At 71.4% G+C, this 23,950-nt stretch carries 24 protein-coding genes and 1 riboswitch; of the genes, 7 read left to right on the forward strand and 17 right to left on the reverse strand.

Annotated features, from left to right (window positions below; all coding sequences use genetic code 11):
• Window positions 1–43: 43 nt before the first annotated feature.
• From NW895_RS20940 to NW895_RS20955, 4 genes are all read right to left on the reverse strand, one after another.
• Entirely contained in the window at window positions 44–736 is a 693-nt protein-coding gene (locus tag NW895_RS20940) for an ABC transporter ATP-binding protein (RefSeq protein WP_289937279.1), read from the reverse strand.
• A 163-nt stretch (window positions 737–899) separates the two neighbouring features.
• Entirely contained in the window at window positions 900–1,655 is a 756-nt protein-coding gene (locus NW895_RS20945) for a DUF3710 domain-containing protein (protein WP_289937280.1), read from the reverse strand.
• Between the two features lies 1 nt (window position 1,656).
• Entirely contained in the window at window positions 1,657–2,208 is a 552-nt protein-coding gene (gene dut, locus NW895_RS20950; protein ID WP_289937281.1) for a dUTP diphosphatase, read from the reverse strand.
• Entirely contained in the window at window positions 2,205–2,789 is a 585-nt protein-coding gene (locus NW895_RS20955; RefSeq protein WP_289937282.1) for a PaaI family thioesterase, read from the reverse strand. The genes dut and NW895_RS20955 overlap by 4 nt, the downstream gene beginning before the upstream one ends.
• 58 nt (window positions 2,790–2,847) lie before the next feature.
• Here NW895_RS20955 and NW895_RS20960 point away from each other — a divergent pair, with 58 nt between their 5' ends.
• Entirely contained in the window at window positions 2,848–3,309 is a 462-nt protein-coding gene (locus tag NW895_RS20960) for a DUF3093 domain-containing protein (RefSeq protein ID WP_289937283.1), read from the forward strand.
• 138 nt (window positions 3,310–3,447) lie between these two features.
• Here the strand turns inward: NW895_RS20960 and NW895_RS20965 are convergent, their stop codons facing one another.
• The 4 genes from NW895_RS20965 to NW895_RS20980 form a co-directional block, all read right to left on the reverse strand.
• A complete protein-coding gene (locus NW895_RS20965) occupies window positions 3,448–4,422 on the reverse strand; it encodes a hypothetical protein (RefSeq protein WP_289937284.1) in 975 nt (324 codons plus the stop codon).
• A gap of 13 nt (window positions 4,423–4,435) precedes the next feature.
• Complete coding sequence (locus tag NW895_RS20970; protein ID WP_003993510.1) at window positions 4,436–4,732, reverse strand: DUF4193 domain-containing protein; 297 nt, start codon at window positions 4,730–4,732, stop codon at window positions 4,436–4,438.
• 402 nt (window positions 4,733–5,134) lie between these two features.
• Window positions 5,135–6,367, reverse strand: coding sequence for a HAMP domain-containing sensor histidine kinase (locus tag NW895_RS20975; protein WP_289937285.1), 1,233 nt, complete (start codon window positions 6,365–6,367; stop codon window positions 5,135–5,137).
• Between the two features lie 5 nt (window positions 6,368–6,372).
• Complete coding sequence (locus NW895_RS20980; protein WP_003993508.1) at window positions 6,373–7,026, reverse strand: response regulator transcription factor; 654 nt, start codon at window positions 7,024–7,026, stop codon at window positions 6,373–6,375.
• Window positions 7,027–7,447: 421 nt separating this feature from the next.
• Between NW895_RS20980 and NW895_RS20985 the strand changes: the two genes are divergently transcribed.
• Entirely contained in the window at window positions 7,448–7,621 is a 174-nt protein-coding gene (locus tag NW895_RS20985) for a hypothetical protein (protein ID WP_289937286.1), read from the forward strand.
• 128 nt (window positions 7,622–7,749) lie between these two features.
• Here the strand turns inward: NW895_RS20985 and NW895_RS20990 are convergent, their stop codons facing one another.
• Window positions 7,750–8,565, reverse strand: a complete 816-nt coding sequence (locus NW895_RS20990; protein ID WP_289937287.1) for an inositol monophosphatase family protein — start codon at window positions 8,563–8,565, stop codon at window positions 7,750–7,752.
• A gap of 8 nt (window positions 8,566–8,573) precedes the next feature.
• Entirely contained in the window at window positions 8,574–9,701 is a 1,128-nt protein-coding gene (locus NW895_RS20995; RefSeq protein WP_289937288.1) for a ferrochelatase, read from the reverse strand.
• 150 nt (window positions 9,702–9,851) lie between these two features.
• On the opposite strand from NW895_RS20995, the gene NW895_RS21000 reads away from it, so the two are divergent.
• The 3 genes from NW895_RS21000 (at window position 9,852) to sepH (ending at window position 13,804) form a co-directional block, all read left to right on the forward strand.
• Window positions 9,852–11,090 carry an MFS transporter gene (locus NW895_RS21000; RefSeq protein ID WP_289937289.1) on the forward strand — a complete coding sequence of 413 codons (1,239 nt, stop codon included), beginning with the start codon at window positions 9,852–9,854 and terminating at the stop codon, window positions 11,088–11,090.
• Window positions 11,050–12,369: a D-arabinono-1,4-lactone oxidase gene (locus NW895_RS21005; RefSeq protein ID WP_289937290.1), complete on the forward strand. Its 1,320-nt coding sequence runs from the start codon at window positions 11,050–11,052 to the stop codon at window positions 12,367–12,369. Before NW895_RS21000 ends, NW895_RS21005 begins: the two co-directional genes overlap by 41 nt.
• A gap of 403 nt (window positions 12,370–12,772) precedes the next feature.
• Window positions 12,773–13,804 carry a septation protein SepH gene (gene sepH, locus NW895_RS21010; RefSeq protein ID WP_289937291.1) on the forward strand — a complete coding sequence of 344 codons (1,032 nt, stop codon included), beginning with the start codon at window positions 12,773–12,775 and terminating at the stop codon, window positions 13,802–13,804.
• A gap of 70 nt (window positions 13,805–13,874) precedes the next feature.
• On the opposite strand, the gene NW895_RS21015 is transcribed toward sepH, so the two are convergent.
• Window positions 13,875–14,726, reverse strand: a complete 852-nt coding sequence (locus NW895_RS21015; protein ID WP_289937292.1) for a sulfurtransferase — start codon at window positions 14,724–14,726, stop codon at window positions 13,875–13,877.
• 297 nt (window positions 14,727–15,023) lie between these two features.
• Between NW895_RS21015 and NW895_RS21020 the strand changes: the two genes are divergently transcribed.
• The gene (locus NW895_RS21020; RefSeq protein ID WP_289937293.1) at window positions 15,024–15,854 is read left to right on the forward strand and encodes a VOC family protein; all 831 of its coding nucleotides are present in this window, start codon (window positions 15,024–15,026) and stop codon (window positions 15,852–15,854) included.
• Here NW895_RS21020 and NW895_RS21025 read toward each other — a convergent pair.
• From NW895_RS21025 to NW895_RS21040, 4 genes are all read right to left on the reverse strand, one after another.
• The gene (locus NW895_RS21025; RefSeq protein ID WP_289937294.1) at window positions 15,843–16,493 is read right to left on the reverse strand and encodes a thymidine kinase; all 651 of its coding nucleotides are present in this window, start codon (window positions 16,491–16,493) and stop codon (window positions 15,843–15,845) included. The two genes, NW895_RS21020 and NW895_RS21025, sit on opposite strands and share 12 nt — an antisense overlap.
• Window positions 16,494–16,555: 62 nt before the next feature.
• Entirely contained in the window at window positions 16,556–17,797 is a 1,242-nt protein-coding gene (locus NW895_RS21030) for a nucleotide pyrophosphatase/phosphodiesterase family protein (protein ID WP_289937295.1), read from the reverse strand.
• The gene (locus NW895_RS21035) at window positions 17,797–18,393 is read right to left on the reverse strand and encodes a DUF5998 family protein (RefSeq protein WP_289937399.1); all 597 of its coding nucleotides are present in this window, start codon (window positions 18,391–18,393) and stop codon (window positions 17,797–17,799) included. Before NW895_RS21035 ends, NW895_RS21030 begins: the two co-directional genes overlap by 1 nt.
• A gap of 62 nt (window positions 18,394–18,455) precedes the next feature.
• Window positions 18,456–21,305, reverse strand: a complete 2,850-nt coding sequence (locus NW895_RS21040) for a bifunctional GNAT family N-acetyltransferase/acetate--CoA ligase family protein (RefSeq protein ID WP_289937296.1) — start codon at window positions 21,303–21,305, stop codon at window positions 18,456–18,458.
• Between the two features lie 175 nt (window positions 21,306–21,480).
• On the opposite strand from NW895_RS21040, the gene NW895_RS21045 reads away from it, so the two are divergent.
• A complete protein-coding gene (locus tag NW895_RS21045) occupies window positions 21,481–21,762 on the forward strand; it encodes an HPr family phosphocarrier protein (RefSeq protein WP_030235221.1) in 282 nt (93 codons plus the stop codon).
• Window positions 21,763–21,926: 164 nt separating this feature from the next.
• Here NW895_RS21045 and NW895_RS21050 read toward each other — a convergent pair whose 3' ends face one another.
• Window positions 21,927–22,622 (reverse strand): GntR family transcriptional regulator, encoded by a 696-nt coding sequence (locus NW895_RS21050; RefSeq protein ID WP_289937297.1) that lies wholly within the window; start codon window positions 22,620–22,622, stop codon window positions 21,927–21,929.
• Between the two features lie 205 nt (window positions 22,623–22,827).
• Window positions 22,828–23,592 carry a M23 family metallopeptidase gene (locus NW895_RS21055; RefSeq protein WP_289937298.1) on the reverse strand — a complete coding sequence of 255 codons (765 nt, stop codon included), beginning with the start codon at window positions 23,590–23,592 and terminating at the stop codon, window positions 22,828–22,830.
• Window positions 23,593–23,605: 13 nt separating this feature from the next.
• A riboswitch (cyclic di-AMP (ydaO/yuaA leader) is annotated at window positions 23,606–23,771 on the reverse strand.
• Between the last annotated feature and the right edge of the window lie 179 nt (window positions 23,772–23,950).

The following is a 23,950-nucleotide window of genomic DNA, read 5'->3' on the forward strand; positions in this document are numbered from 1 at the left end:
GTCGCGGGGCCGTCTTTGACGGAACCCTGACGCACAGCGGCGGTCAGCCCTCGCCGATCTCCCCGTCGCGCAGCTCCAGCACCCGGTCGGCCAGGTCGAGCAGGGTCGAGTCGTGCGTGGCGACCAGGGCCGTGACCTGCTCGCTGCGGACGACCGCCCGCAGCAGTTCCATCACGGCGTGACCGGTCTCCGCGTCCAGCTGGCCGGTCGGCTCGTCGGCGATGAGGAGTGCGGGGTTGTTGGCCAGGGCGCGGGCGATGGCGACGCGCTGCTGCTGGCCGCCGGAGAGCTCGCCGGGCCGCTGGGCCGCGTGGTCGGCGAGGCCGACCAGGGAGAGCAGCAGCTCGACACGCTCCTCGCGCTCGCGCGGATGGGCCCGGCGCAGCCGCATCGGCACCCCCACGTTCTCGGCGGCGGTGAGGATCGGGATGAGCCCGAAGGACTGGAAGACGAAGCCGACACGGTCCCGGCGCAGAGCGAGCAGCCCGTCCTCGTCCAGCGCCGCGAGATCCTTCCCGTCGACCGTGACCCGCCCCTCGTCCGGCGCGTCGAGCCCGCCGACGATGTTGAGGAGCGTGGTCTTCCCGGAGCCGGAACGCCCCTTGAGGGCGACGAGTTCGCCGCGCGGCAGCTCGAAGGAGACCCCCCGCAGCGCGTGGACGGCGGCGGCTCCCCGCCCGTACGACTTGTGCACGTTCTCGACGCGCACCATGGTCTCGGTGACCACCTGGCTCATCTGCCCTCCCCCATGGGACCGGGTCAGTATCCCCGCCGGGCGGCCGATCGATCAACGGTTCGGGCCGGGTCGGCACATGCCGCCGTCCCCACGTCACGGATCCGCACATGACAAAGGACCGCACCGCGCGATGGGTGCGGTCCTTCGGCGGTTCCTCCTACCGCTACCGGACCTCGGTGATCTCCGGTCCGCGCTGCAGCTGGCCCATGCCGCCGGAGAAGCGGGAGCCGCCCTCTTCCTGCTGGACCCCTTCGGGGACCATCTGCGCGTCGTTCGGCAGCTTCAGGACGATCGGGTCGCGAGGCGCCATCGGGCCCTCGCCGCGGACCACGACCGTGTCCCGGAAGATCTGCTCCAGCAGTCCGGCGGCCTGCGGCTGCACCGCGCCCTGGCCCGAGATCACGCCGCGCAGGAACCAGCGGGGCCCGTCCACACCGACGAACCGCACGACCTGGAAGCCGCCCGTGCCGTCCGGCAGCTGCACGGGCACCTGGGCCCGCAGCTCCCAGCCGAGCGGCCCCTCGACCTCGTCGACGATGCCACCCTGCTGGGTGATGCCGGTCGCGATCTCCTCACGCACCTCGCCCCAGATGCCCTCGCGCTTGGGCGCGGCGAATGCCTGCAGCTGGATGGCGCTGTCGTGCAGCACGACGGTCGCCGCGACGATCGCGTCGCCCGCGACCTCCACCCGCAGCTCCATGCCGTCGACCCCCGGCACGAACAGGCCGCCCAGGTCCACGCGGCCCTCGGCCGGGTCGCGTACCTCGGAGCTGTCCCAGGGGCCGTCGGGCCGCGGTTCGGGTTCGAGCCTGACCCGCTCGACCTCGTCGTCCGCCTCAGTGTCGACGCTGTCGACGACCTGCTCGGCCTCGCCGGCCGCGTCCTCGGCGGCACCCTTCTTCTTGCGACGTCCGAACACGTCACTGTCCTTCCCGGTCGGATACGACCGAAGCGTATCGATTCCCACCCGTCGTGCCGCTCAAGGCGGCCTGACCGCTTGTGCCGCCTCCGTCGTCCACCGCGGCATGACCCCCGGTGGACCCGAAGCCCCCCTCGGCCCGCGCCGAGCCGGGAAGCTCCGCGACCTGACGGAAGCGGACCCTCTCGACCTGCTGGACGACCAGTTGGGCAATCCGGTCGAAGCGCTCGAACCGCACGGGCTCGCGCGGGTCGAGATTCACCACGATCACCTTGATCTCCCCACGGTACCCGGCATCAACCGTCCCCGGGGCATTCACGAGGGCGACACCGCAGCGGGCGGCCAGACCGGACCGCGGATGCACGAAGGCCGCGTACCCCTCCGGGAGCGCGACAGCCACTCCCGTGGGCAGCACGGCCCGCTCCCCGGGCCCCAGTTCGCACGCCTCGGTGGTGCGCAGATCCGCACCCGCGTCACCGGGGTGTGCGTACGTCGGAAGCGGTACGTCGGGGTCGACGCGGCGGATCAGTACGTTCACGGGGTCGCGGCTCACGGGTTCACCTCGAAGGCGCGGGCGCGCCGGATCTGGTCCGGGTCGTTCATGGCGGCCTGGATCTCCTGCTCGCGGCCATGGTCGATGAAGTGGTCGACCTTGACCTCGATGAAGAGCGCGTCGGCCCGTACGGCGACCGGTCCGTCCGGGCCGCCGATCCGCCCGGTCGCGGTCGAGTAGATCTTCCGCCCGGCCACCGCGGTCACCTCGGCCTGCAGATGGAGCGTCGTACCGACCTGCACGGGCCGCACGAAGTCGGTCTCCAGCCGTCCGGTCACCGCGATGGTCCGCAGCAGCCAGTTCAGGGAGCCGAGGGTCTCGTCCAGGGCGGCGGCCAGTACACCGCCGTGCGCGAGGCCGGGAGCGCCCTGGTGGGCGGCCTGCACGGTGAACTCGGCGGTGAGCGAGACGCCTTCGCCGGCCCGTGCCTGAAGACGCAGCCCGTGCGGCTGTTCGCCGCCACAGCCGAAGCACTGGCCGTAGTGCGCCCCCAGAAGCTCACCGGGCGCGGGGGCGTCCGGATGTCGCACCGGTTTCACCGCGTCGGCGGGAGGCTGAAGAGCTGCGGAAGTACCACTCACAGCCGCAGACCTTACCCGCGCGTCGGTACTGCCCCGACACCATGCCAAGCTTGGCTCCATGCAGCTCTCCGCCGCCCCGTACGAAGAACGCCTCACCGCGCCCCGCTCCTGGTGGCTGGTCTGCTTCCTGGTGGGGCTGTCGATGGCCTTGATCCTGCTCCCGTTCGGCACGCTGCCGATGCTCGGCGGCCTGGCCGGCGGCACCGCGGCCGCGGCGGTCGTCACCAGCTCGTACGGTTCGGTCCGCATCCGTGTCGTGGGCGACTCCCTGATCGCGGGCGACGCGAAGATCCCGGTCACGGCCCTGGGCGAGGCGCAGGTGCTGGACGCCGAGGAGGCCCGTGCCTGGCGCACCCACAAGGCCGACACGCGCGCTTTCCTGCTGCTGCGCGCCTACATCCCCACGGCCCTGCGCGTCGAGGTCACCGACCCCGAGGACCCGACGCCGTACCTGTACCTGTCGACGCGCGAGCCGGAACGCCTGGCGGAGGCCCTGAAGGCGGCGAAGGCGGCGGTGTAGCCGGGGCCGGGCACCGGACGAAGGGCCGGCCCGGAACAGACGGCCGAGGCGTCACCCGACACGGGCGCCGGCGGGGCGAGGATGCGGCACCACGGGGGGCATTCCGGCGGGGCCGAACCCAGCACGACCGCCCGTCACTCAGCGCCCGTCATCTTCCGGGTCATGTTTCGGGCCCTCTTCCGCGTCCTCTTTCGGGCCGCGCCCGAGTTCCTTCGTGACGTCGGTCCCCATCTCCAGCGCGTCAGCCGGACGCTCCAGAGCCGGAAGCTCGGGCAGGGCCTCCCACGGCACCTGGATCTTCCGGAGATCCGCCCTGATCCGGGCGGCAAGGTGCTTGGTGTCCCGGCGGTTCATGACCGCCCCCACGGCCGCTCCCACCATGAACGGCATCAGATTCGGCAGATTGCGCATCAGCCGCTTCATGATCTGCTGGCGCAGCTGCCGCTTCATGTGACTGTTCACCGCCAAGTTGAAGGACGACGGCTTGGTCACGTCGACCCCGCGCTCCCCCGACCAGGAGTCCAGATACGCGCTGCTGCGCTCCATGAGGTTGCCGGGCGGTCGCACGCCGTACACCTCGTGGAGCTCGGCGATCAGCTTGAGCTCTATCACCGCGACGCCCGTGATCTCGGCGGCCAGCTCCGTCGGCATCGCCGGCGGTACGGGCAGCATCGCCGCCGCCCCGATCCCCGCTCCGACCGTGGCCGTGCCGTTCGCCGCGCCCGCCACGAGCCTGTCCGCGATCTCCTCGGGTCCGAGGCCCGGGAACTGCCTGCGGAGCGTCGCCAGGTCCCGTACGGGGACCCGCGGAGCCAGTTCGATGATGCGGTCGGTGAGGCGCGCCAGTCCCGCCCGGGCGCGGTCACCGCCCTTGCGGACGCCTTCCCTGGCCTTCTGCCGGATCACCGCCACGCGGCGCCGGGCTACGGGCGTGGGGGCCTCCACGGGCGCCGGGAGGTCACCCCGGCCCGTTGCCGGTTCGAGCGAGGCCGCTCCCGTACCGGTTGAGCCTCGCTCGTCGTCACGCGCGCCGTACTTCGGGCCGTCGGACGGCCCTTCGTCCGCTCCCCTGCCGGAGAAGCGGCGCTTCCAGGGAGGGGTCGAGCCGGTCACGGCCGACCCCGCCTCAGTCGCAGTCGCGGCAGATCGGCTGACCGTTCTTCTCCCGGGCCAGCTGGCTGCGGTGGTGCACCAGGAAGCAGCTCATGCACGTGAACTCGTCCTGCTGCTTCGGCAGCACCCGGACGGCCAGTTCCTCGTTCGAGAGGTCGGCGCCCGGGAGTTCCAGACCCTCGGCGGCCTCGAACTCGTCCACGTCCACGGCGGAGGCCGACTTGTCGTTCCGCCGGGCCTTGAGTTCTTCGAGGCTGTCCGAGTCGACGTCGTCGTCGGTCTTGCGTGGAGTGTCGTAGTCGGTTGCCATGTCGCTCTCCCCCTCTGGGTGTCTGCGGTGTCTCCAGCGCACGTAACGCGTGAGAGGCCGGACTTGTGCCCGACCTGAGGCGGAGATTTTGCCTCACATCAAGGTCTGTTACTCAATCGACACCCAACCGGACCCCTCAAGAGTGATCGGCTTGGATGGCGATGGGGACCGTACACGGTCCGAACGCCGCAGTCCAAAGGCGTCTCACCGTGTACTTCCCGTGATCACGACCTGCGAAAACAGGGATTTTCCCGACCTTTCGAAGGACACATGATCACGGAGAGTAGATGGCCGGAAAATCGCAGCTGTGATCGATCACACACGAAGATGTCGGGACAGCGTCCCAGAAATTCCGCGCAAAGCGAACACCCCCGTGTGTCGGTGAACTCCGAGGTCATGATCTCAGATCGGTAGCGTGACCCGCATCACGAGCCCTCCCCCCTCACGCGGCTGGGCATAGATGTGCCCGCCGTGCGCCCGGGCCACGGACCGGACGATGGACAGACCGAGGCCGACGCCCTTGTCGCTGCCCGTGCGCTCCGTACGCAGCCGCCGGAACGGCTCGAAGAGGTTGTCGATCTCGTACGCCGGCACGACCGGCCCCGTGTTCGAGACGATCAGGACCGCCTGGCCGTGCTGGGCCTCGGTCGTGACCTCCACCCAGCCGTCCTCGGCGACGTTGTAACGCACCGCGTTCTGCACGAGGTTCAGGGCGATCCGCTCCAGGAGCACGCCGTTGCCCTGGACGACCACGGGCTCGCGCTTGCCGCGGATCTCCACGCTCCGGTCCTCCGCCTCGGCGCGCACCTGGTCGATGGCCTGCGAGGCGACCTCGGCGAGGTCCACGGGCTTGCGCTCGACGATCTGGTTGTCACTGCGGGCGAGCAGCAGCAGGCCCTCGACGAGCTGCTCGCTGCGCTCGTTGGTGGCCAGCAGCGTCTTGCCGAGCTGCTGCAGTTCCACCGGCGCGCCCGGGTCGGACAGGTGCACCTCCAGCAGTGTGCGGTTGATCGCGAGCGGCGTCCTCAGCTCGTGCGAGGCGTTGCCGACGAAGCGCTGCTGGGCGGTGAAGGCCCGCTGGAGCCGCTCCAGCATGTCGTCGAAGGTGTCCGCCAGTTCCTTCAGCTCGTCGTCCGGGCCGTCCAGCTCGATACGGCGGGACAGGTCCGACCCCGCCACCGCGCGCGCGGTGCGGGTGATCCGGCCGAGCGGCGACAGGACACGGCCGGCCATGGCGTAACCGAAGGCGAAGGCGATCACGGCGAGGCCGAGCAGGGCCAGGAGCGAGCGGCTGAGCAGGCTGTCCAGGGCGTGCTGACGCTGCTCGTTGACACACTCGTTCATGGCTCTGTTGAACACGTCGGGCGAGGCGCTGGCGGGCAGGTCGCAGATATCGCTGGTGACCTTGCCCTGAGCGATCTTGAACGGCAGCTCACTGCCCACGTTCAGGGCCTGGGCGGCCAGCAGGTAGATGATCAGCAGCAGCACGATGCCCGCGATCAGGAACATGCCGCCGTACAACAGCGTCAGCCGTATCCGGATGGTCGGGCGCAGCCACGGGAAGGGCTGCACCGGCCTCCGGGGATCCCAGGTGGGCTTCGGGGGCGCCTGAGGAGGCGCAGGTGTCGCGGCCACGGGGATCAGATCCGGTAGCCGGAGCCGGGCACGGTGACGATGACGGGCGGCTCACCCAGCTTGCGGCGCAGGGTCATGACGGTCACGCGGACCACGTTGGTGAACGGGTCGGTGTTCTCGTCCCAGGCCTTCTCCAGGAGTTGCTCGGCGGAGACGACCGCGCCCTCGCTGCGCATGAGCACCTCCAGCACGGCGAACTCCTTCGGTGCGAGCTGGACCTCCTTTCCGTCGCGGAAGACCTCGCGGCGGTTGGGGTCGAGCTTGATGCCGGCGCGCTCCAGGACGGGCGGCAGCGGCACGCTCGTCCGCCGTCCGAGGGCGCGCACGCGGGCGATGAGCTCGCTGAACGCGAAGGGCTTGGGCAGATAGTCGTCGGCGCCGATCTCCAGGCCCTCGACACGGTCGCTGACGTCTCCGGAGGCCGTGAGCATCAGCACGCGCGTGGGCATGCCGAGTTCGACGATCTTGCGGCAGACGTCGTCGCCGTGCACGAGCGGGAGGTCGCGGTCGAGGACGACCACGTCGTAGTCGTTGACGCCGATGCGCTCCAGGGCGGCCGCACCGTCGTACACGACGTCGACGGCCATGGCCTCCCGGCGCAGTCCGGTGGCCACCGCATCGGCGAGCAGTTGCTCGTCCTCGACGACGAGTACGCGCACGTCGCTTGTCCTTCCTCTGTCCACCCGCGTAGCACCGGTTCCGGCGCATGCGGGCAGGGGTCTTCGTGGGTGTGTAGACCTCCATCCTGCACTTTTCGGCCATAAGTCGGCTGTAAGACGGGTGAGGGCGCCATGAGGGGCGGGTGTGAGAACGGGAATGCGAGATTTTCTCGTGCGGTTGAGGTTTCCGCGGAAGGGAGCTTGGGGAGGACGAGTTCTACACCCCGCGATCACGCTCTGCATGTACCGCACGACCACGCGGTGCGCAGCCAACCGCTTCGCTCAGGGCGGGCGTGGGTGCCCGGCACCGTCGCCGCCCAGCTGAGCGGCGCTGGGCATCCACAGGAGACGTGATCGCCCCTTTCCACCCACGGCACACCCCCGTGCCACCGACCCACGACCCAGGACGAGGGGGCGTAGCATGGACGCTTTCACCGCAGGACTTCTGCAGCGCATAAGGGCGACCGAGTCCGACCTGTCGCGGGCTCGTGACGAGGGCGACGACTTCCTCGTCGACGTGGAGCTGGCCGAGCTCGACGACCTGCACCGCCTCGCCGCCGAACACGGTGTGGAGGTCGGCGCGTCCAGCGTCTGATCGCCCGCACGCCCGTAACGCGACGGGGCCCCGGTGAATCCAGCACCGGGGCCCCGTCGCGTTCGCGTGCGGCGGTGTTCACGCAGTGTCCGGTGTGATGTCCGCCTGCCTTCGACCGGGGGCACGCGTCAGTCGTGCCAGGCGCCGAAGTCCTCCAGGAGGCGCTGGAGGGGCTCGAAGACGCCAGGGGTGCCCGCGACCGCCAGATCCCGTGACGGGCGCTCTCCGGGGCGTCCACCGGTCAGCGCGCCCGCCTCGCGGGCGATCAGGTCGCCCGCCGCGAGGTCCCAGGCGTTCAGGCCGCGTTCGTAGTAGCCGTCGAGGCGGCCGGCGGCGACGTCGCACAGGTCGACCGCGGCCGAGCCGCCGCGCCGGATGTCGCGCAGCAGCGGGATCAGCTTCTGGGCGACGTCGGCCTGGTGGGCGCGGACCTCGGTGACGTAGTTGAAGCCGGTGGAGACCAGGGCCTGGTCCAGGGGCGGCGCGGTACGGCAGGCGAGCCTGCGCTCGCCGTCCCAGGCTCCCGTCGCCCATGCCCCGCTGCCGCGGACCGCGTGGTACGTCTCGCCGCGCATCGGGGCCGCGACCACCCCGACGACGGTCTCGCCGTCCTGCTCGGCGGCGATGGAGACGGCCCAAGTGGGCAGGCCGTACAGGTAGTTGACCGTGCCGTCGAGCGGGTCGATCACCCAGCGGACGCCGCTCGTGCCCTCGGTGGAGGCGCCCTCCTCGCCGAGGAGGCCGTCGTCCGGACGCTGGTCGGCGATCATGCCGGTGATCAGCTTCTCGGCCGCGATGTCCATCTCGGTGACCACGTCGATCGGGCTGGACTTGGTGGCCGCGACCGCGAGGTCGGCGGGTCGGCCGTCGCGCAGCAGTGCGCCCGCGCGGTGGGCGGCCTCACGGGCCAGGTCGAGCAGTTCCGAGTGCAGGGGGTCGGTCACGGGGCTCCTCACGCGTAGGGGCTGTCGGCGCCCGCGGCGGCGGGGCGGGAGGCGCGGGCCGGGCAGCAGCCCACCGGGCAGAGGTGGTGACTGGGACCGAGCGCGCCCAGGGCGCACGGCGTGACCTCCTGCCCGCGCTCGACGGCGGCGCGCTCCAGCACGAGATCGCGGACGGCGGCGGCGAACCGCGGGTCGGCGCCGACGGTCGCGGAGCGGCGCACCGGCAGCCCCAGCTCCTCGGCCCTGGCCTTGGCCTCCGTGTCGAGGTCGTACATGACCTCCATGTGATCGGAGACGAAGCCGATCGGGGCCATGACGACGGCCGGGGCCCCGGCGGCCTGCCGCTCCTGCAGGTGGTCGCAGATGTCGGGCTCCAGCCACGGGATGTGCGGGGCACCGGAGCGGGACTGGTAGACGAGCTGCCAGGGGTGGTCGACGCCGGTGCGCTCGCGGACGGCGTCGGCGATCAGCTGGGCGACGTCCAGGTGCTGCCGGACGTACGCGCCGCCGTCGCCGTGGTCCCCGACGGGGCCGGAGGTGTCCGCGGCGGCGGTCGGGATCGAGTGGGTGGTGAACGCGATGTGCGCGCCGTCGCGGACGTCCTCGGGGAGGTCGGCGAGGGACTGGACGATCCCGTCGATCATGGGCTCCAGGAAGCCCGGGTGGTTGAAGTAGTGCCGCAGCTTGTCGAGCCTCGGCAGCTCCAGGCCCTCCGTCTCCAGGGTCGCGAGCGCGTCGGCGAGGTTCTCGCGGTACTGGCGGCAGCCCGAGTACGAGGCGTAGGCGCTGGTGGCGAGGACCAGGATGCGGCGGCGGCCGTCGCGGACCATGTCGCGCAGGGTGTCGGTCAGATACGGCGCCCAGTTGCGGTTGCCCCAGTAGACCGGCAGGTCGAGGCCGTGGTCGGCGAAGTCCTTGCGGAGGGCGTCCAGCAGGGCGCGGTTCTGGTCGTTGATCGGGCTGACCCCGCCGAACAGGTAGTAGTGCTCGCCCACCTCCTTGAGACGTTCCCTGGGGATGCCGCGGCCGCGCGTCACGTTCTCCAGGAACGGGATCACGTCGTCCGGGCCCTCGGGGCCGCCGAACGAGAGCAGGAGCAGGGCGTCGTAGGGGGTGGCATCGAGCGCGTCTGGCATGGGTCGATCCTGCCACTCGGCACTGACGGGCCGGAAACCGCCCGGTGACGAATCGGATCGCGTCCGATATTCGCCGGCGCATCGGGTTCGCCTGACCCGTAAGCTGTATCGACTGCGCTCGCACCTTACTGAGCTTCTCCGGAGACCCCGTTGCCCAGCCCCTACCTCGCCCTGTTCGCCGCCCCCGGCTCCAAGGGCTTCTCCGCCGCGGGCTTCCTCGGCCGTATGCCGCTGTCGATGATGGGCATCGGCGTGGTCACGATGGTCTCGCAGCTGACCGGGCGGTACGGGCTGGCCGGTGCCCTGTCGGCGACCATCGCGCTGGCCGCCGCGGTGGCCGGTCCGCAGGTCTCGCGCCTGGTGGACCAGTACGGGCAGCGGCGGGTGCTGCGCCCGGCGACGCTGGTCTCGCTCGCCGCGGCGGCCGGGCTGCTGGTCGCCGCGCACTACGGGTGGCCGGACTGGGTGCTGTACGTGTGCTGTGCGGGCATCGGCTGCGTGCCGAGCGTCGGCGCGATGATCAGGGCCCGCTGGGCGGCCCTGTACCGGGGGACCCCGCAGCTGCACACCGCGTACTCCTTCGAGTCCGTGGTGGACGAGGTCTGCTTCATCTTCGGGCCGATCATCTCCATCGGGCTGTCCACGGCCTGGTTCCCGGAGGCCGGGCCGCTGCTCGCCGCCTGCTTCCTGGCCGTCGGTGTCTTCTGGCTGACCGCGCAGCGCGCCACCGAGCCGAAGCCGCACCCGCGCGAGCACCGCGGCGGCGGTACGGCGCTGCGCTCCGGGGGCCTGCAGGTGCTGGTGGCGACCTTCGTGGCGACCGGAGCGATCTTCGGGGCGGTCGACGTGGTCACCGTCGCCTTCGCCGACGAGCAGGGCCACAAGGGTGCCGCGAGCGTCGTGCTCGCGCTGTACGCGGCCGGCTCCTGCGTGGCGGGGATCGTCTTCGGACTGCTGCGCTTCTCCGGAGCGCCCGAACCTCGATGGTTGCTGGGTGTCTGCGCGATGGCCGTGAGTATGATCCCCCTCCTACTGGTCGGAAACTTGCCGTTTCTGGCCGTGGCGCTGTTCGTTGCGGGTCTGTCCATCGCTCCCACGATGATCACGACGATGTCCCTCATCGAAGAGCACGTACCACGTGCGCACCTGACCGAGGGCATGACCTGGGTCAGCACGGGGCTCGCGGTCGGGGTCGCGCTCGGCTCCTCCGTGGCCGGCTGGGTCATCGACGCGGCCGGGGCGCGCGCCGGGTACGGGGTTCCGGCGGTGGCCGGGGCCGTCGCGGTCGCGGTCGGTTTCCTCGGGTACCGCCGGCTCAAGAGGCCGGCTCCGGGTCGGGGAGGCACCGTTGAGCACCACAGTGAGCGGGAAGAACGGCACGTGGCGTAACTGGGGCGGCAATGTCTCCGCGCGTCCCGCGCGGGAGGTGACTCCCGCCTCCGTCGACGAGCTGGCCGAGGCCGTCCGGAAGGCCGCCGAGGACGGCCTGAAGGTGAAGGCCGTCGGCACCGGTCACTCCTTCACGTCCATAGCCGCCACGGACGGCGTCTTGATACGCCCTCAACTGTTGACGGGCATACGCACCATTGACCGGGAGGCCATGACCGTCACGGTCGAGGCCGGCACCCCGCTCAAGAGACTCAACGTGGCCCTGGCGCGTGAAGGTCTGTCGCTGACGAACATGGGCGACATCATGGAGCAGACGGTCTCCGGCGCCATCAGTACGGGCACCCACGGCACGGGCCGCGAGTCCGGCTCGATCGCCGCCCAGATCAAGGCCCTTGAACTGGTCACGGCCGACGGCCTGGTGCTCACCTGCTCCGAGAAGGAGAACCCGGAGATCTTCGCGGCCGCCCGCATCGGCCTCGGTGCCCTGGGCATCGTCACCGCGATCACGTTCGCCGTGGAGCCGATCTTCCTGCTCACGGCCCGCGAGGAGCCCATGCCGTTCGTCAAGGTCCTCGCCGACTTCGATGAACTCTGGGCCGAGAACGAGCACTTCGAGTTCTACTGGTTCCCCCACACGGGCAACACCAACACCAAGCGCAACAACCGCAGCGCGGGCCCGGAGAAGCCGGTGCCCCAGCTCCAGAGCTGGTTCGAGGACGAGTTCCTCTCCAACGGCGTCTTCCAGGTGGCCAACTGGGTCGGTCGCGCGGCGCCGGCCACGATCCCGGCGATCGCGCAGATCTCCAGCAAGGCGCTGTCCGCACGGACCTACACCGACATTCCTTACAAGGTCTTCACGTCTCCGCGCCGGGTGCGCTTCGTGGAGATGGAATACGCCGTTCCGCGCGAGGCCGTGGTCGAGACACTGCGCGAACTGAAGGCCATGGTCGACCGTTCGAGCCTGCGGATCAGCTTCCCCGTCGAGGTGCGCACCGCCCCGGCCGACGACATCACGCTGTCGACGGCGTCGGGCCGCGACAGTGCCTACATCGCCGTCCACATGTTCCAGGGCACGCCCTATCAGGCGTACTTCACCGCTGCCGAACGCATCTTCACCGCCCACGAGGGCCGCCCGCACTGGGGCAAGGTGCACACGCGGGACGCCGAGTACTTCTCCCGGGTGTACCCGCGCTTCGGGGAGTTCACCGAACTGCGGGATCGCCTCGACCCCGATCGGCGGTTCCAGAACGACTACTTGCGGAGGGTCCTGGGGGCATAGCAGCAGTTGAATCCGTTCCTGAGGTGTGCGTGAAATGCGCCACTTGCAAGATCGCGAAACCCGGCCACGGCGGCCGAGCCTCACCCCTTGCGAGAAGTTCGGCGGCGCGCCAATCCACGCACGTGGCCCAAATGGAGTACTGTTGCGAGCCCTGGGTCCGGTCTCCCGTCAGGGTGCACAGGGCCTTGAAGGACCGCCGGGAGGGGGCTAGTTGCACAGGGTGACGGTTTTTGTCACTTAGCGTTGCGAATAGGTAACCGTGCCATAACGGCGATCCAGGGCCCGCGCCCGACACGCCGGGCAACTCGGCAAGGTTGTGGCAGGCTGCACCCGGGCAGGCCACACTCGACTAGCGGAAGCAGCGACGCACGTGACGTCGGCAGGCACCACCCGGGAGGTCCCCATGCCCGAACTGCGTGTCGTGGCCGTCTCGAATGACGGCACACGGCTGGTGCTGAAGGCTGCGGACAGCACGGAGTACACGCTTCCCATCGACGAACGGCTCCGCGCCGCCGTGCGCGGCGACCGTCCCCGCCTCGGCCAGATCGAGATCGAGGTGGAGAGCCATCTCCGCCCCCGTGACATCCAGGCGCGGATACGAGCGGGCGCGACGGCGGAGGAGGTCGCCCAACTGGCCGGCATCCCCGTCGATCGCGTACGCCGCTTCGAGGGGCCCGTGCTGGCCGAGCGCGCCTTCATGGCGGAGCGGGCCCGCAAGACCCCGGTCCGCCGCCCCGGCGAGAACTCCGGCCCGCCGCTCGGCGAGGCCGTCCAGGAGCGGCTGCTGCTGCGCGGCGCCGAGAAGGACACCGTCCAGTGGGACTCCTGGCGCCGCGACGACGGCACCTGGGAGGTCCTGCTGGTCTACTGCGTCGCGGGCGAACCGCACTCGGCGAGCTGGACGTACGACCCGCCCCGGCGGCTCGTGCAGGCCGTCGACGACGAGGCGCGCGCGCTGATCGGCGAGTCCGACGATCTCGCGGCGCCGGAGCCCAGCTTCCCGTTCGTTCCGCGCATCGCCCGGCTGCCGCGCGACCGGCCGCTGGACCGGTCCGCCGACCGTGAGCGGCCGAGCCTGCCGGCGCAGTCGTCGGAACCGGCGGAGGAGAGCACGGGCGAGCGGGATTCGCTGACCAGCCTGCTGGAAGCGGTGCCGAGCTTCCGGGGCGACCTGGTCGTCCCCGAACGTCCCGCGGAGCCCGAGGAGGAGCCCGTCGAGGAAGCCGAGGCGGAGGAGCCCCCGGCCCCCGCGGCCTCGGCCGGTTCCGCCTACGCCGACGTCCTCATGCCGCGCTCCGTCGGCAGCCATCGCGACCGCCTCATCGGCTCCACCGACCGCCAGGCCGAGGCGGACGGTGTCCGGCCGGGCCGCAGAGCGGCCGTGCCCAGCTGGGACGAGATCGTGTTCGGGACACGGCGGAAGAAGCAGGAGTAGGCGGGCGTACGGCAGGAGGGCCCGCACCGGTGGGTGCGGGCCCTCCTGCCGTACGCGACAGCAGCGTCGGCTACTGGGGGTCCGGCCCCACCGCCACCGGCCGCGAAGCATCCGACGACCACTCCGACCACGACCCCACGTACAGCGCTGCCGGAATGCCCGCGACCGCCAGCGCCAGCACCTCGTGCGCCGCGGAGACGCCCGAACCGCAGTACACGCCGGCCTCCGTGCCGCCGGACACGCCGAGGGCCTTGAAACGGTCCCGCAGGTCCTCCGCGGGCAGGAACCGCCCGTCCGCGCCCACGTTCTCGGTCGTCGGCGCCGACACGGCGCCCGGAATGTGCCCGCCGACCCGGTCGATCGGCTCCACCTCGCCGCGGTAGCGCTCCCCCGCCCGCGCGTCCAGCAGCACCCCCGACCGTGCCAGCGCCGCGGCACCGTCGGCGTCCAGGAGCCCCATGGCCCCCGGCACCGGCTCGAAGTCGCCCTCGGCCGGAGTCGGCACCGAGGTCTCCAGCGGGCCCTGCCAGGCCGGCAGTCCGCCGTCGAGGACCCGCACGTCAGGGTGCCCGGTCCAGCGCAGCAGCCACCAGGCACGCGCCGCCGCCCAGCCCTGCCCTCCGTCGTACACGACCACCGGCGTCCGGGCCGACACGCCCGCCCGGCGCATGGCGGCGCCGAACTCCGCGACGTCGGGCAGCGGGTGCCGCCCCTTCTCGCCGGGCGCGGAGGCGAGTTCCCTGTCCAGGTCGACGAAGACCGCGCCGGGGATGTGCCCGGCCTCGTACTCGGCCCGGCCGTCGAACGGCGGCTCCCCGGCCGCCTTGGCGACGGTCAACTGCCAGCGGACGTCCAGCAGGACCGGCGGGTTCTCCCCCGCCAGATCATTCGCGAGTTCGGTTGCGGAGATGATGGCGTTCATGGCCACCATCCTTGCGCACAGGGGTGGCCGAGTCGCTCAGGTCCGGCTACTCTGCCCGCCGGACAGGCCCGGTCACGAGGCGTACGGGACCGGGCACATGCTGTACAGCCGATCGACATCCGTCAGCCGCCGCGCGGAAACGAACACGGAACCACACATCAGGCATCTTCCGGGCAGGGACCGTCGCGCGGGGCGTGCCGCGAAGCGCGGTACCGCGGCTGGTGCGAGCATCGGCACGGGGGTCCGTCAGAGCGGATGCGACACGGCCACCGCTAGGGGGCCAAGAAGAGAGTGACGATGACCGACGCACGGGGGTCGGCCGGCCTGAACGGCTTCCAGCCCGCTCGGCACACGCCCGGCACGCCCTGCTGGGTGAGTCTGATGGTGCACGGGCCCGCCACGACCCAGGACTTCTACGGAGCGCTGTTCGGCTGGGAGTTCCAGCCGGGCCCCCAGCAGCTCGGCCCCTACGTGCGGGCTCTGCTCGACGGACACGAGGTGGCGGGCATCGGCCAACTGCCCCCGGAACGGCAGCTGCCCATCGCCTGGACGCCCTACCTCGCCTCGGACGACGTGGACCTGACGGCCGCATCGGTACGGCAGTGCGGCGGCACGGTCGGCGTGGGCCCACTGGACGCCGGCGACGCCGGACGCCTGGCCATCTGCCTGGACCCCTCGGGCGCCGTCTTCGGCGTATGGCAGGCGGCCGCCCACCTCGGGACGGCCGTCACGGGCGTGCCCGGCACACCTGCCTGGAACGAACTGCTGACCTTCGAGTCCGAGAGCGTCGCCAAGTTCTACGAGACGGTGTTCCGCTACGAGCGGGAGCCGGTGGTCTCCGCCGACCTGGACTACCTGACTCTGCATCTGGACGGCCGCCCCGTCGCCGGCATCCGCGGCCTGGGCCACGCGCTGCCCCGTGACCGGGGGCCGCACTGGATGACGTACTTCGACGTGGACGACGTGGACGACGCCGTCGAGCGCCTCCTGCACCTGGGCGGTCACGTCCTCAGGCCGGTCCGGGACGGCTCCCACGGCCGGGTGGCGCTGGTTGCGGACCCGGAGGGGGCGAGGTTCGCCCTGCTGCAGAGACCGGCGCCGGTCTCTGCCGGCCACTCAGGAGGATGACACCGGCAGCACGTCCGGTGACAGCGCCGCCGCCCGGGCCGTCGCGGCCGTCATACGGCGCCGGTGGTGCCGGCGGCACAGCACCTCGTAGCCGACCTCGTCCGCGGACTGGTTGACGTCGCCGACCACCACCTGGGCGCCCTCGACGACCATGACACCGCCTATCGTGCGGGCGTTGTGCGTGGCACGGGCGCCGCACCAGCACAGGGCCTCGACCTGGAGCACCTCCACTCGGTCGGCCAGTTCCACCAGCCGCTGGGAGCCGGGGAACAGCTTGGAGCGGAAGTCGGTGGTGATGCCGAAGGCGTAGACGTCGATGTCCAGATCGTCGACCACGCGGGCGAGTTGGTCGATCTGAACCGGCGCCAGGAACTGCGCCTCGTCCGCGATCACGTAGTCCGCGCGCCGGCCCTGCGAGAGGTGGTCGACGAGGTAGGCGTACAGGTCCATCCCGTCCTCGACCTCCACCGCGTCCGTGACCAGGCCGAGGCGCGAGGAGAGCTTGCCCTCGCCGGCCCGGTCGTCACGCGTGAAGATCATGCCCGTCAGACCGCGTGCCGAACGGTTGTGCTCGATCTGCAGAGCCAGCGTCGACTTCCCGCAGTCCATGGTTCCGGAGAAGAACACCAGCTCGGGCATGGTGAGGTGAGCACCTTTCGGCAACAGGGAGACTTCGCGGAGCTTCAGCGGACAGGGACGCGTCAGGAGCGTACTTCGAGGAGGGGGACCAGCTGCTCGGCAGGGGTCATCGAGCCGTGGTTGCCGACCATCGACGACTCCTTCGGCTCCCGCTCCGAGGCGATGATCAGAACGTCGTCGCGTGCGGCGGCGATCACGTCACCGATCCGGTCGTACACCCGCGCGTCGACCTGGGGTCCGAACCAGCCCGCCGCGATCGCCTCGTCGCGTGAGGCCACCCAGAACTGCTCGCCGAGCACCTCGCGCCAGCAGATCAGCACGTCGTTCTCCGCGCCCGGCAGCGCGTAGACATGCCGTGCGCGCCCCTCGCCGCCGAGCAGGGCGACGCCGGCGCGCAGCTCCCAGTCCTCGTCGAAGTCGATGCGGTGCTGCTCGTCGAAGGGCACGTCGAGCATGCCGTGGTCGGCGGTGACGTAGAGCGCGCTGTGCGGCGGCAGTTGCTCGGCCAGGCGCTGGACGAGCCGGTCGACGTGAGCGAGCTGGCCGCGCCAGGTGTCGGAGTCGACGCCGAAGCGGTGGCCGGACCCGTCCAGTTCGGAGTAGTACGTGTAGACCAGGGAGCGGTCGCCGACGGCGAGTTGTTCGGCCGCGAGGTCCATGCGCTCCTCGCCGGTCAGCCGTCCGTGGAACGTTCCGCCGCTGAGCGCGACCTTGGTCAGCGGGGTCGTCTCGAAGGTCGGGGAGGTCACCTGGGCGGCGTGCACGCCCGCGGCTGCGGCGAGCTGGAAGACGGTGGGGTGGGGCTGCCACGCGCGCGGTTCCGTCCACGGCTGCCAGCGCAGCTGGTTCATCAGCTCGCCGGTGGCCGGGTCGCGCACGGTGTAGCCCGGCAGGCCGTGGGCGCCCGGCGGCAGGCCGGTGCCGACGGAGGCGAGGGAGGTCGCGGTGGTCGCCGGGTAGCCGGCGGTGATCGGACGCCCGGTGCCGCCGCGGGAGGTGGCCAGCAGGGACGTCATGAAGGGGGCGTCCTCGGGGTGCGCTCGCAGCTGCTCCCAGCCCAGGCCGTCGATCAGGAACACGCAGGTGCGGTCGGCGGGGGTCAGCTCCGGGATCGTCGCGATCATGCCGGGGACGCCCATGCCGGCGGCGAGCGTGGGCAGCAGATCGGCGAGCGAGCCGGTGCCGTATTCGGGGACGGGCGCCGAGTCGACGGCGAGGGGTTCCGGGTGGTCCCAGGCCGGTTCGGGAGGGGTGGGCGTGGAGCGCCCTCGATCATGGGCGGCGGGGGGAGACGGGTGGGACATCAGCGGGTGGTGTCCGCGGTCGCCTCGGACAGCGCCTGGGCGAAGGCGAGGGCCTGGCGCACCGTCTCGGGGCCGTCCCCGGCCTCGCTGACGCGCAGGCTCAGGTCGTCGGCCGTCGAGTTGCCCGTGTAGCCGTGGTCCGCCTCGCAGTTGGGGTCGCCGCAGGCGGCGGGCTCCAGGTCGATGCGGGAGACGGCGCCCCAGCCGATGGTCAGCACCACCTCGCGCGGCAGGGTGCCCGGCTTGTACTGCTCCGGGTTGGCGACCACGCGGCTGACCACGATCGACGAGATCCGGCTGAGCTTGACGGACTCCGTGGACGTCGTGGCGTACGGCGTCGGGGAGGTGTTGTCCGCGGCCTGCTCGTCGGTGTGACTCACGATGAAGCGGTTGCCGGTGAGGACCAGCACCGTCACGTGCCGCCGCACCTCGTTCTGGTCGAACGTCGTCTCCTGGTGGACCAGGTACGACCGGATGGGCTCGCCGCCCACGGCGGCCTCCACCGCCTCGGCCACGAGGGCCGGGTAGTAGCCGCTGCGCTCGATCGCCGCACGCAGCCCCTGGGTCGTCGTACTGGTCTTGGCCATGCGGTCCATCCTACGGGGGAGCACTGACTGCGAGGCACCGCTCACGCCCGTCGCCGTGGGTTCCGGCGGGTTCAGTACGTCGGGAGGGTCCTCGGTCCGAGGTCGTCGCGGGCGGGTGGGGGCGCCAGGCGGACGGAGGCGCCGAGCACGCTCAGGCCGCGCGTGGCGACGACGACCGGCTCCAGGGTGACCGCGACGACCTCCGGATGGTCGTCGACCAGACGCGACACACGCAGCAGCAGTTCCTCCAGGGCAGGCGCGTCGACCGGTGCCGAGCCGCGCCAGCCGAACAGGAGCGGTGCCGTGCGGATCGAGCGGATGAGCGAGGTCGCCTCCCGGTCGGTGACCGGGATGAGCCGGTGCGCCATGTCCCCGAGCAGTTGGGTGGCGGCCCCGGCGAGCCCGAAGGAGAGCACCGCTCCGGCCGCCGGGTCGATGACGGCACGTACGACGGTGTCGACACCGCGCGGCGCCATGCCCTGCACCACCGGCCGCAGCTCCTCCGGCGTCCCGAACAGTTCGGTCAACTCCGCGTACGCCCGCCGCAGTTGCTCCTCGTCCGCGAGATCCAGGCGTACGCCGCCCAGGTCGGCGCGGTGCCGCAGGTGGGGGGCAGTGGCCTTGAGGGCGACGGGGTAGCCGAGGGCGCGCGCGGCGGTGACGGCGTCGTCGGGGGTGGGGGCGTGCAGGGCGCGGTGGACCTCGATGCCGTACTTGCCGAGCAGGTCGCAGGTCTCGTCGGTGCCGAGGGTCAGCCCCTGCCCGCGCGCGAGCATGCCGTCGATCAGCTCCGCGGCGCCCTTCTCGTCGATGTCCTCGTACTCGGGCACCTTGCCGGGGTCGGCGGCGTCGCGTCGCCACTGGGCGTACTTGACGGCCTCGGCGAGGGCGCGGACGGCGCGTTCGGCGGCGGGGTAGGCGGGGATGCGCGCGGGGTGGGTCCGGGAGGCATCGGCGGCGCCCGCTGACCGCTCCGGTTCGGCGGTGGGCCGACGGTCCAACGGGCGGATCGGGTGGGCGGCGCCCACGGCGCCGGGTGCCTGCGGGCCCGCCTGCGGTGCGGTGCTGGCCGCGGCCGACAGCGCTTCGGCGATCCCGCCCAGTTCCACATGCACGACCAGCACCGGCTTTCCCGGCACGGTCTCCGCGGCGGACCGCAGAGCCTCGGCCAGGGCCGCCTCTCCGGGCGACGCCTCCCCCACCGCCGGTATCACCGTCACGACCACGGCATCACAGGTGTCGTCCGCCAGCGCCCGGGACAGCGCGGCGTGGAAGTCCTCCGCCGACGCGCCCGTCGTCAGGTCCAGCGGTCGATGCGGCCGCAGCCCCTCGGAGAGGCACGCGTCGTACGTCAGCAGCCCCAGCGACTCGGAGTTTCCGAGGATCGCCACGCGCGGCCCGGCCGGCAGTGGCTGCCGGGCGAGCAGCAGCCCCGCGTCGACCAGCTCGGTGATCGTCTCCACACGGATCACCCCGGCCTGCCTGAGCAGCGCGGACACCGTCGCGTGCGGCAACCGTGTCGCCCGTACGGCGTGTCCCTGCGGGGCGGAACCGGAGCCCTGCACCACGACCAGCGGCTTCGCCGCCGCCGTGCGCCGTGCGAGGCGGGTGAACTTGCGTGGGTTGCCGATGGTTTCCAGGTACATCAGGACGACGTCGGTGTCCGGATCGTCGTACCAGTACTGCAGGACATCGTTGCCGGAGACGTCGGCCCGGTTGCCGGAGGAGACGAAGGTCGACACGCCCGTGACCCCGGTGACCCCTCCCCCGCGTCGGTGCAGCCGGGACAGCAGGGCGATGCCGATGGCGCCGGACTGGGCGAAGAGACCGATGCGGCCGGGGCGCGGCATCTCGGGGGCGAGGGAGGCGTTCAGCCGTACGTCCGCCGAGGTGTTGATGATCCCGAAGGCGTTGGGCCCGATGATCCGCATGCCGTACGCGCGCGCGTGCCGCACCAGAGCGCGCTGGCGTTCGCGTCCGTCGGGGCCGCTCTCGGCATACCCGGCGGCGATCACGACGAGCCCCTGGACGCCGTGCTCACCGCATTCGGTGACGACCTCGGGGACGTGCTCGGCGGGGACGGCGACGACCGCGAGGTCGACGGGTCCCTCGATGTCCCGTACGGAGCGGTGGGCGGGCACCCCGTCGACTTCCTTCAGGCCCTCCGGGAAGGCCCGGTTCACGGCGTGGAGCCGGCCGGGAAACCCGGCGTCCCGGATGTTGCCGAGGATGCTGCGGCCCACGCCGCCGGGCATGCGGCCGACACCGACGACGGCGACCGAGCCGGGCATCAGCAGCCGCTGCACGGACCGCGCCTCGGCCCGCTGTTCGCGCGCGTACTGCACGGCGAGGGAGCGGTCGGTGGGTTCGAGGTCGAACTCCAGACGGACGACGCCGTCCTCGAAGCTGCGCTTCTGGGTGTACCCGGCGTCCGTGAACACCTTGATCATCTTGGTGTTGGCGGGCAGTACCTCGGCGGCGAAGCGGCGGATGCCGCGCTCCCGCGCGACGGCGGCGATGTGTTCGAGGAGCGCGGAGGCGACGCCACGCCCCTGGTGGGCGTCCTGCACGAGGAAGGCGACCTCGGCTTCTTCGGCGGGTGCGGACGCGGGCATTCCGTCGGAGCCGATCCGGTCGTAGCGTACGGTGGCGATGAACTCGCCGCCCACCGTGGCCGCGAGTCCCACCCGGTCCACAAAGTCGTGGTGCGTGAAGCGGTGGACGTCCTTGGCGGACAGGCGAGGGTACGGCGCGAAGAAGCGGTAGTACTTCGACTCGTCGGAGACCTGCTCGTAGAAGCTGACCAGGCGCTCGGCGTCATCAACGGTGATGGGGCGGATGCGCGCGGTGCCGCCGTCGCGCAGCACCACGTCGGCCTCCCAGTGGGCGGGGTACTCATGCCGGTCCGGCGAGGTCTGCATGGGCCCAGAGTACGGCTCGCGTACGACAAGGGCGCAGGGCAGTCTGTGGAGGGCGTATGTCGGATCGAGGCCGCGGTCCGACGGCACCCCGGGGCGGGCGAGGGTCCGCTCCCGGCCCTGCTTCACGTGTGGGAAACTGGTCTAGACAACCCTGAACACTGAAGGGCAGCATCACATGGCTGAGCGCCGCGTCAACGTCGGCTGGGCCGAGGGCCTCCACGCCCGCCCCGCCTCCATCTTCGTCCGAGCCGCCACGGCCGCAGGCGTCCCGGTGACGATCGCCAAGGCAGGCGGTACCCCCGTCAACGCGGCCTCCATGCTGGCCGTCCTGGGCCTGGGCGCCCAGGGCGGTGAGGAGATCGTCCTCGCCTCCGACGCCGAGGGCGCCGACGCCGCCCTGGACCGTCTGGCGAAGCTGGTCTCCGAAGGCCTTGAGGAGTTGCCCGAGACCGTCTGAGAACGACGTCGATCGACGGTTGCGGTGGTCGTCGCCTGAATGACACGGCTCGCGCAACCCGAAGGGCTCGTCCGAATTATCGGGCGAGCCCTTCGCATTTCCTGCTCACGGGCAGCAAAAATAATCCCCCGAGAATTCCCCGCTCTTTGTATACGGCGTCCGTGTTAATGCCGAAGGCCCGACATGTTTACGGGATGTTGCGAGTTCCTCACACGCTCCGCGCGGCCCGCACCGGAGGGGAATCGCAAACGGTGCGCGGCGGCCGCCCGCTCGGTGTGCACCGCCGTGACCGTCCGCGCGCGCTCCCCGTCGCCGCGCGCCACGGCGTCCACGATCGCGCCGTGCTCGGCCCAGGACTCCACGGGGTTGGCGGGTGCCTCCACGGCGTACATCCAGGCGATCTTGTGGCGCAGCTGGGTCAGCATCGAGGCCAGGGCGGGGCTGCCGGAGGCCTGGGCGAGTGTCTCGTGGAACCAGCCGCCGAGTGAGCGCAGGTCCTCGCTGCTGCCGCGCCTGGCGCGCTCCTGCCCCAGCCTGACGAGGCCGCGCAGCACCTTCAGATGGGCCTCGGTGCGCCGCTGAGCGGCCCGGGAGGCGCCGAGGGGCTCCAGGAGCATGCGCATCTCCAGCAGGTCGGAGGCCTCCTGCTCGGTGGGTTCCGCGACGCACGCGCCCGCGTGCCGCCGGGTCACCACGAAGCCCTCGGCCTCCAGGGTGCGCAGCGCCTCTCGGACGGGGACACGGGAGACACCGTAGCGGCGGGCGAGGAGTTCCTCGGTGAGGCGGCTGCCGCGCTCGTAGACACCCGCGACGATGTCGTCCCGGATCGCCGTGCACACCGAGTGCGCCGGAATACGCATGACCGACCTCCGCCTTAATCCCCGTGAAACGTCGTCCATTGACGTTGTGCGAGTGACTCTATTGCAAAGGGCCGGAATTTCCGACGGCGAGCCGGAAACCATGCATATTTTTTGGACAGCCGGACATCGAAAACGCCGAAAGCCCCGGCTCGGGGAGCCGGGGCTGCGGGAAGCGGAGCCGTCTGTCTCGGGCGTCCCCCGCGTCTCAGACGTTCACGCCGTGGGAGCGGAGGTAGGCGACCGGGTCGATGTCGGAGCCGTACTCCGGGCTGGTACGGGCCTCGAAGTGCAGGTGCGGCCCGGTGACGTTGCCGGTGGCGCCGGAGAGGCCGATCTGCTGGCCCGGGGTGACCCGCTGGCCGACCGAGACGCCGATGGACGACAGGTGGCCGTACTGCGTGTACGTGCCGTCGTTCATCTTGATCACGATCTGGTTGCCGTACGAACCGCCCCAGCCTGCCTCGACGACGGTGCCGGAGCCGACCGCGTGGACGGCGGTGCCGCTGGCCGCGTGGAAGTCGACGCCGGTGTGGCTGCCGGAGGACCACAGGGAGCCGCCGGACTTGTACCCGGTGGAGATGTAGGAGCCGCTGATCGGCGGGACGTAGGTGTTGAGGCGCTTGCGCTCGGCCTCGCGGGCGGCACGCTCCTTCGCCTCACGCGCCTGCTTGACCGCCTCGGCCGCCCGCTTGCGCGCGGCCTCCTCGGCCTTCTTCTGCGCGGCGGCCTCCTCGGCGGCCTGCTGCTGCGCGGCGGCCTGGGCGTCGATCTGGTCGGCCACCGAGTCGCCGATGGTGACGACGGGAGTGAGAGCGGTCTGCTCGGCGGTGGGCTCGGCCGCCATCGCCGGGGCCGCGAGGGCGCCGACGACACCGGTGGTGGTGAGGGCGGCGGCGCCGACGGCCCTGGTGGTCGCGCGCTTCATCCGACTGGGACGACGGTGCTTCCCGGTGGCGCAGGTGAACGCCATGAAGTCTGCTGGTCCTTTCCTTCCCTCTCGCCTACCGGGTTAGCTGACGGGTTCGGAGCAGGAAGGTCTCCTACGGACCCCCTCGCTGCACGCGCGGGCGCCCGATTCACCCCAGGGACTGCGGTTGGGTCCCCGGCTCCCCTGGCTCGCGCCGTACGGGGACTCGGCGATGACTGTCCGGTGCCGCGGGTGCGGCGCACTGCCTGACGGACAGCCTGGACGAAGCTAAACGGGACGCCTGTCAATCCCCAAACGTGTAACGGTTTTTGTAGCGCATCCCACAGGGCAGACACGCAACCTCCGCCCCAATTCGGGCATAAGGGAGCCCTGGCGACCTTCTGGTCACCAGGGCCCCTAC

The organism is Streptomyces sp. S.PNR 29 (assembly GCF_030386795.1).
GTDB lineage: Bacteria > Actinomycetota > Actinomycetes > Streptomycetales > Streptomycetaceae > Streptomyces.

Coding starts and splice junctions, on each gene's coding strand:
- NW895_RS20940 (WP_289937279.1), bottom strand. CDS start 736: ATGAGCCAGGTGGTCACCGAGACCATGGTGCGCGTCGAGAACGTGCAC.
- NW895_RS21040 (WP_289937296.1), bottom strand. CDS start 21,305: ATGCAGACCTCGCCGGACCGGCATGAGTACCCCGCCCACTGGGAGGCC.
- NW895_RS20970 (WP_003993510.1), bottom strand. CDS start 4,732: ATGGCAACCGACTACGACACTCCACGCAAGACCGACGACGACGTCGAC.
- NW895_RS20985 (WP_289937286.1), top strand. CDS start 7,448: ATGGACGCTTTCACCGCAGGACTTCTGCAGCGCATAAGGGCGACCGAG.
- NW895_RS21035 (WP_289937399.1), bottom strand. CDS start 18,393: ATGGACCGCATGGCCAAGACCAGTACGACGACCCAGGGGCTGCGTGCG.
- NW895_RS20960 (WP_289937283.1), top strand. CDS start 2,848: ATGCAGCTCTCCGCCGCCCCGTACGAAGAACGCCTCACCGCGCCCCGC.
- NW895_RS21055 (WP_289937298.1), bottom strand. CDS start 23,592: ATGGCGTTCACCTGCGCCACCGGGAAGCACCGTCGTCCCAGTCGGATG.
- NW895_RS21015 (WP_289937292.1), bottom strand. CDS start 14,726: ATGAACGCCATCATCTCCGCAACCGAACTCGCGAATGATCTGGCGGGG.
- NW895_RS21020 (WP_289937293.1), top strand. CDS start 15,024: ATGACCGACGCACGGGGGTCGGCCGGCCTGAACGGCTTCCAGCCCGCT.
- NW895_RS21045 (WP_030235221.1), top strand. CDS start 21,481: ATGGCTGAGCGCCGCGTCAACGTCGGCTGGGCCGAGGGCCTCCACGCC.
- NW895_RS21050 (WP_289937297.1), bottom strand. CDS start 22,622: ATGCGTATTCCGGCGCACTCGGTGTGCACGGCGATCCGGGACGACATC.
- NW895_RS21030 (WP_289937295.1), bottom strand. CDS start 17,797: ATGTCCCACCCGTCTCCCCCCGCCGCCCATGATCGAGGGCGCTCCACG.
- NW895_RS20995 (WP_289937288.1), bottom strand. CDS start 9,701: ATGCCAGACGCGCTCGATGCCACCCCCTACGACGCCCTGCTCCTGCTC.
- sepH (WP_289937291.1), top strand. CDS start 12,773: ATGCCCGAACTGCGTGTCGTGGCCGTCTCGAATGACGGCACACGGCTG.
- NW895_RS21025 (WP_289937294.1), bottom strand. CDS start 16,493: ATGCCCGAGCTGGTGTTCTTCTCCGGAACCATGGACTGCGGGAAGTCG.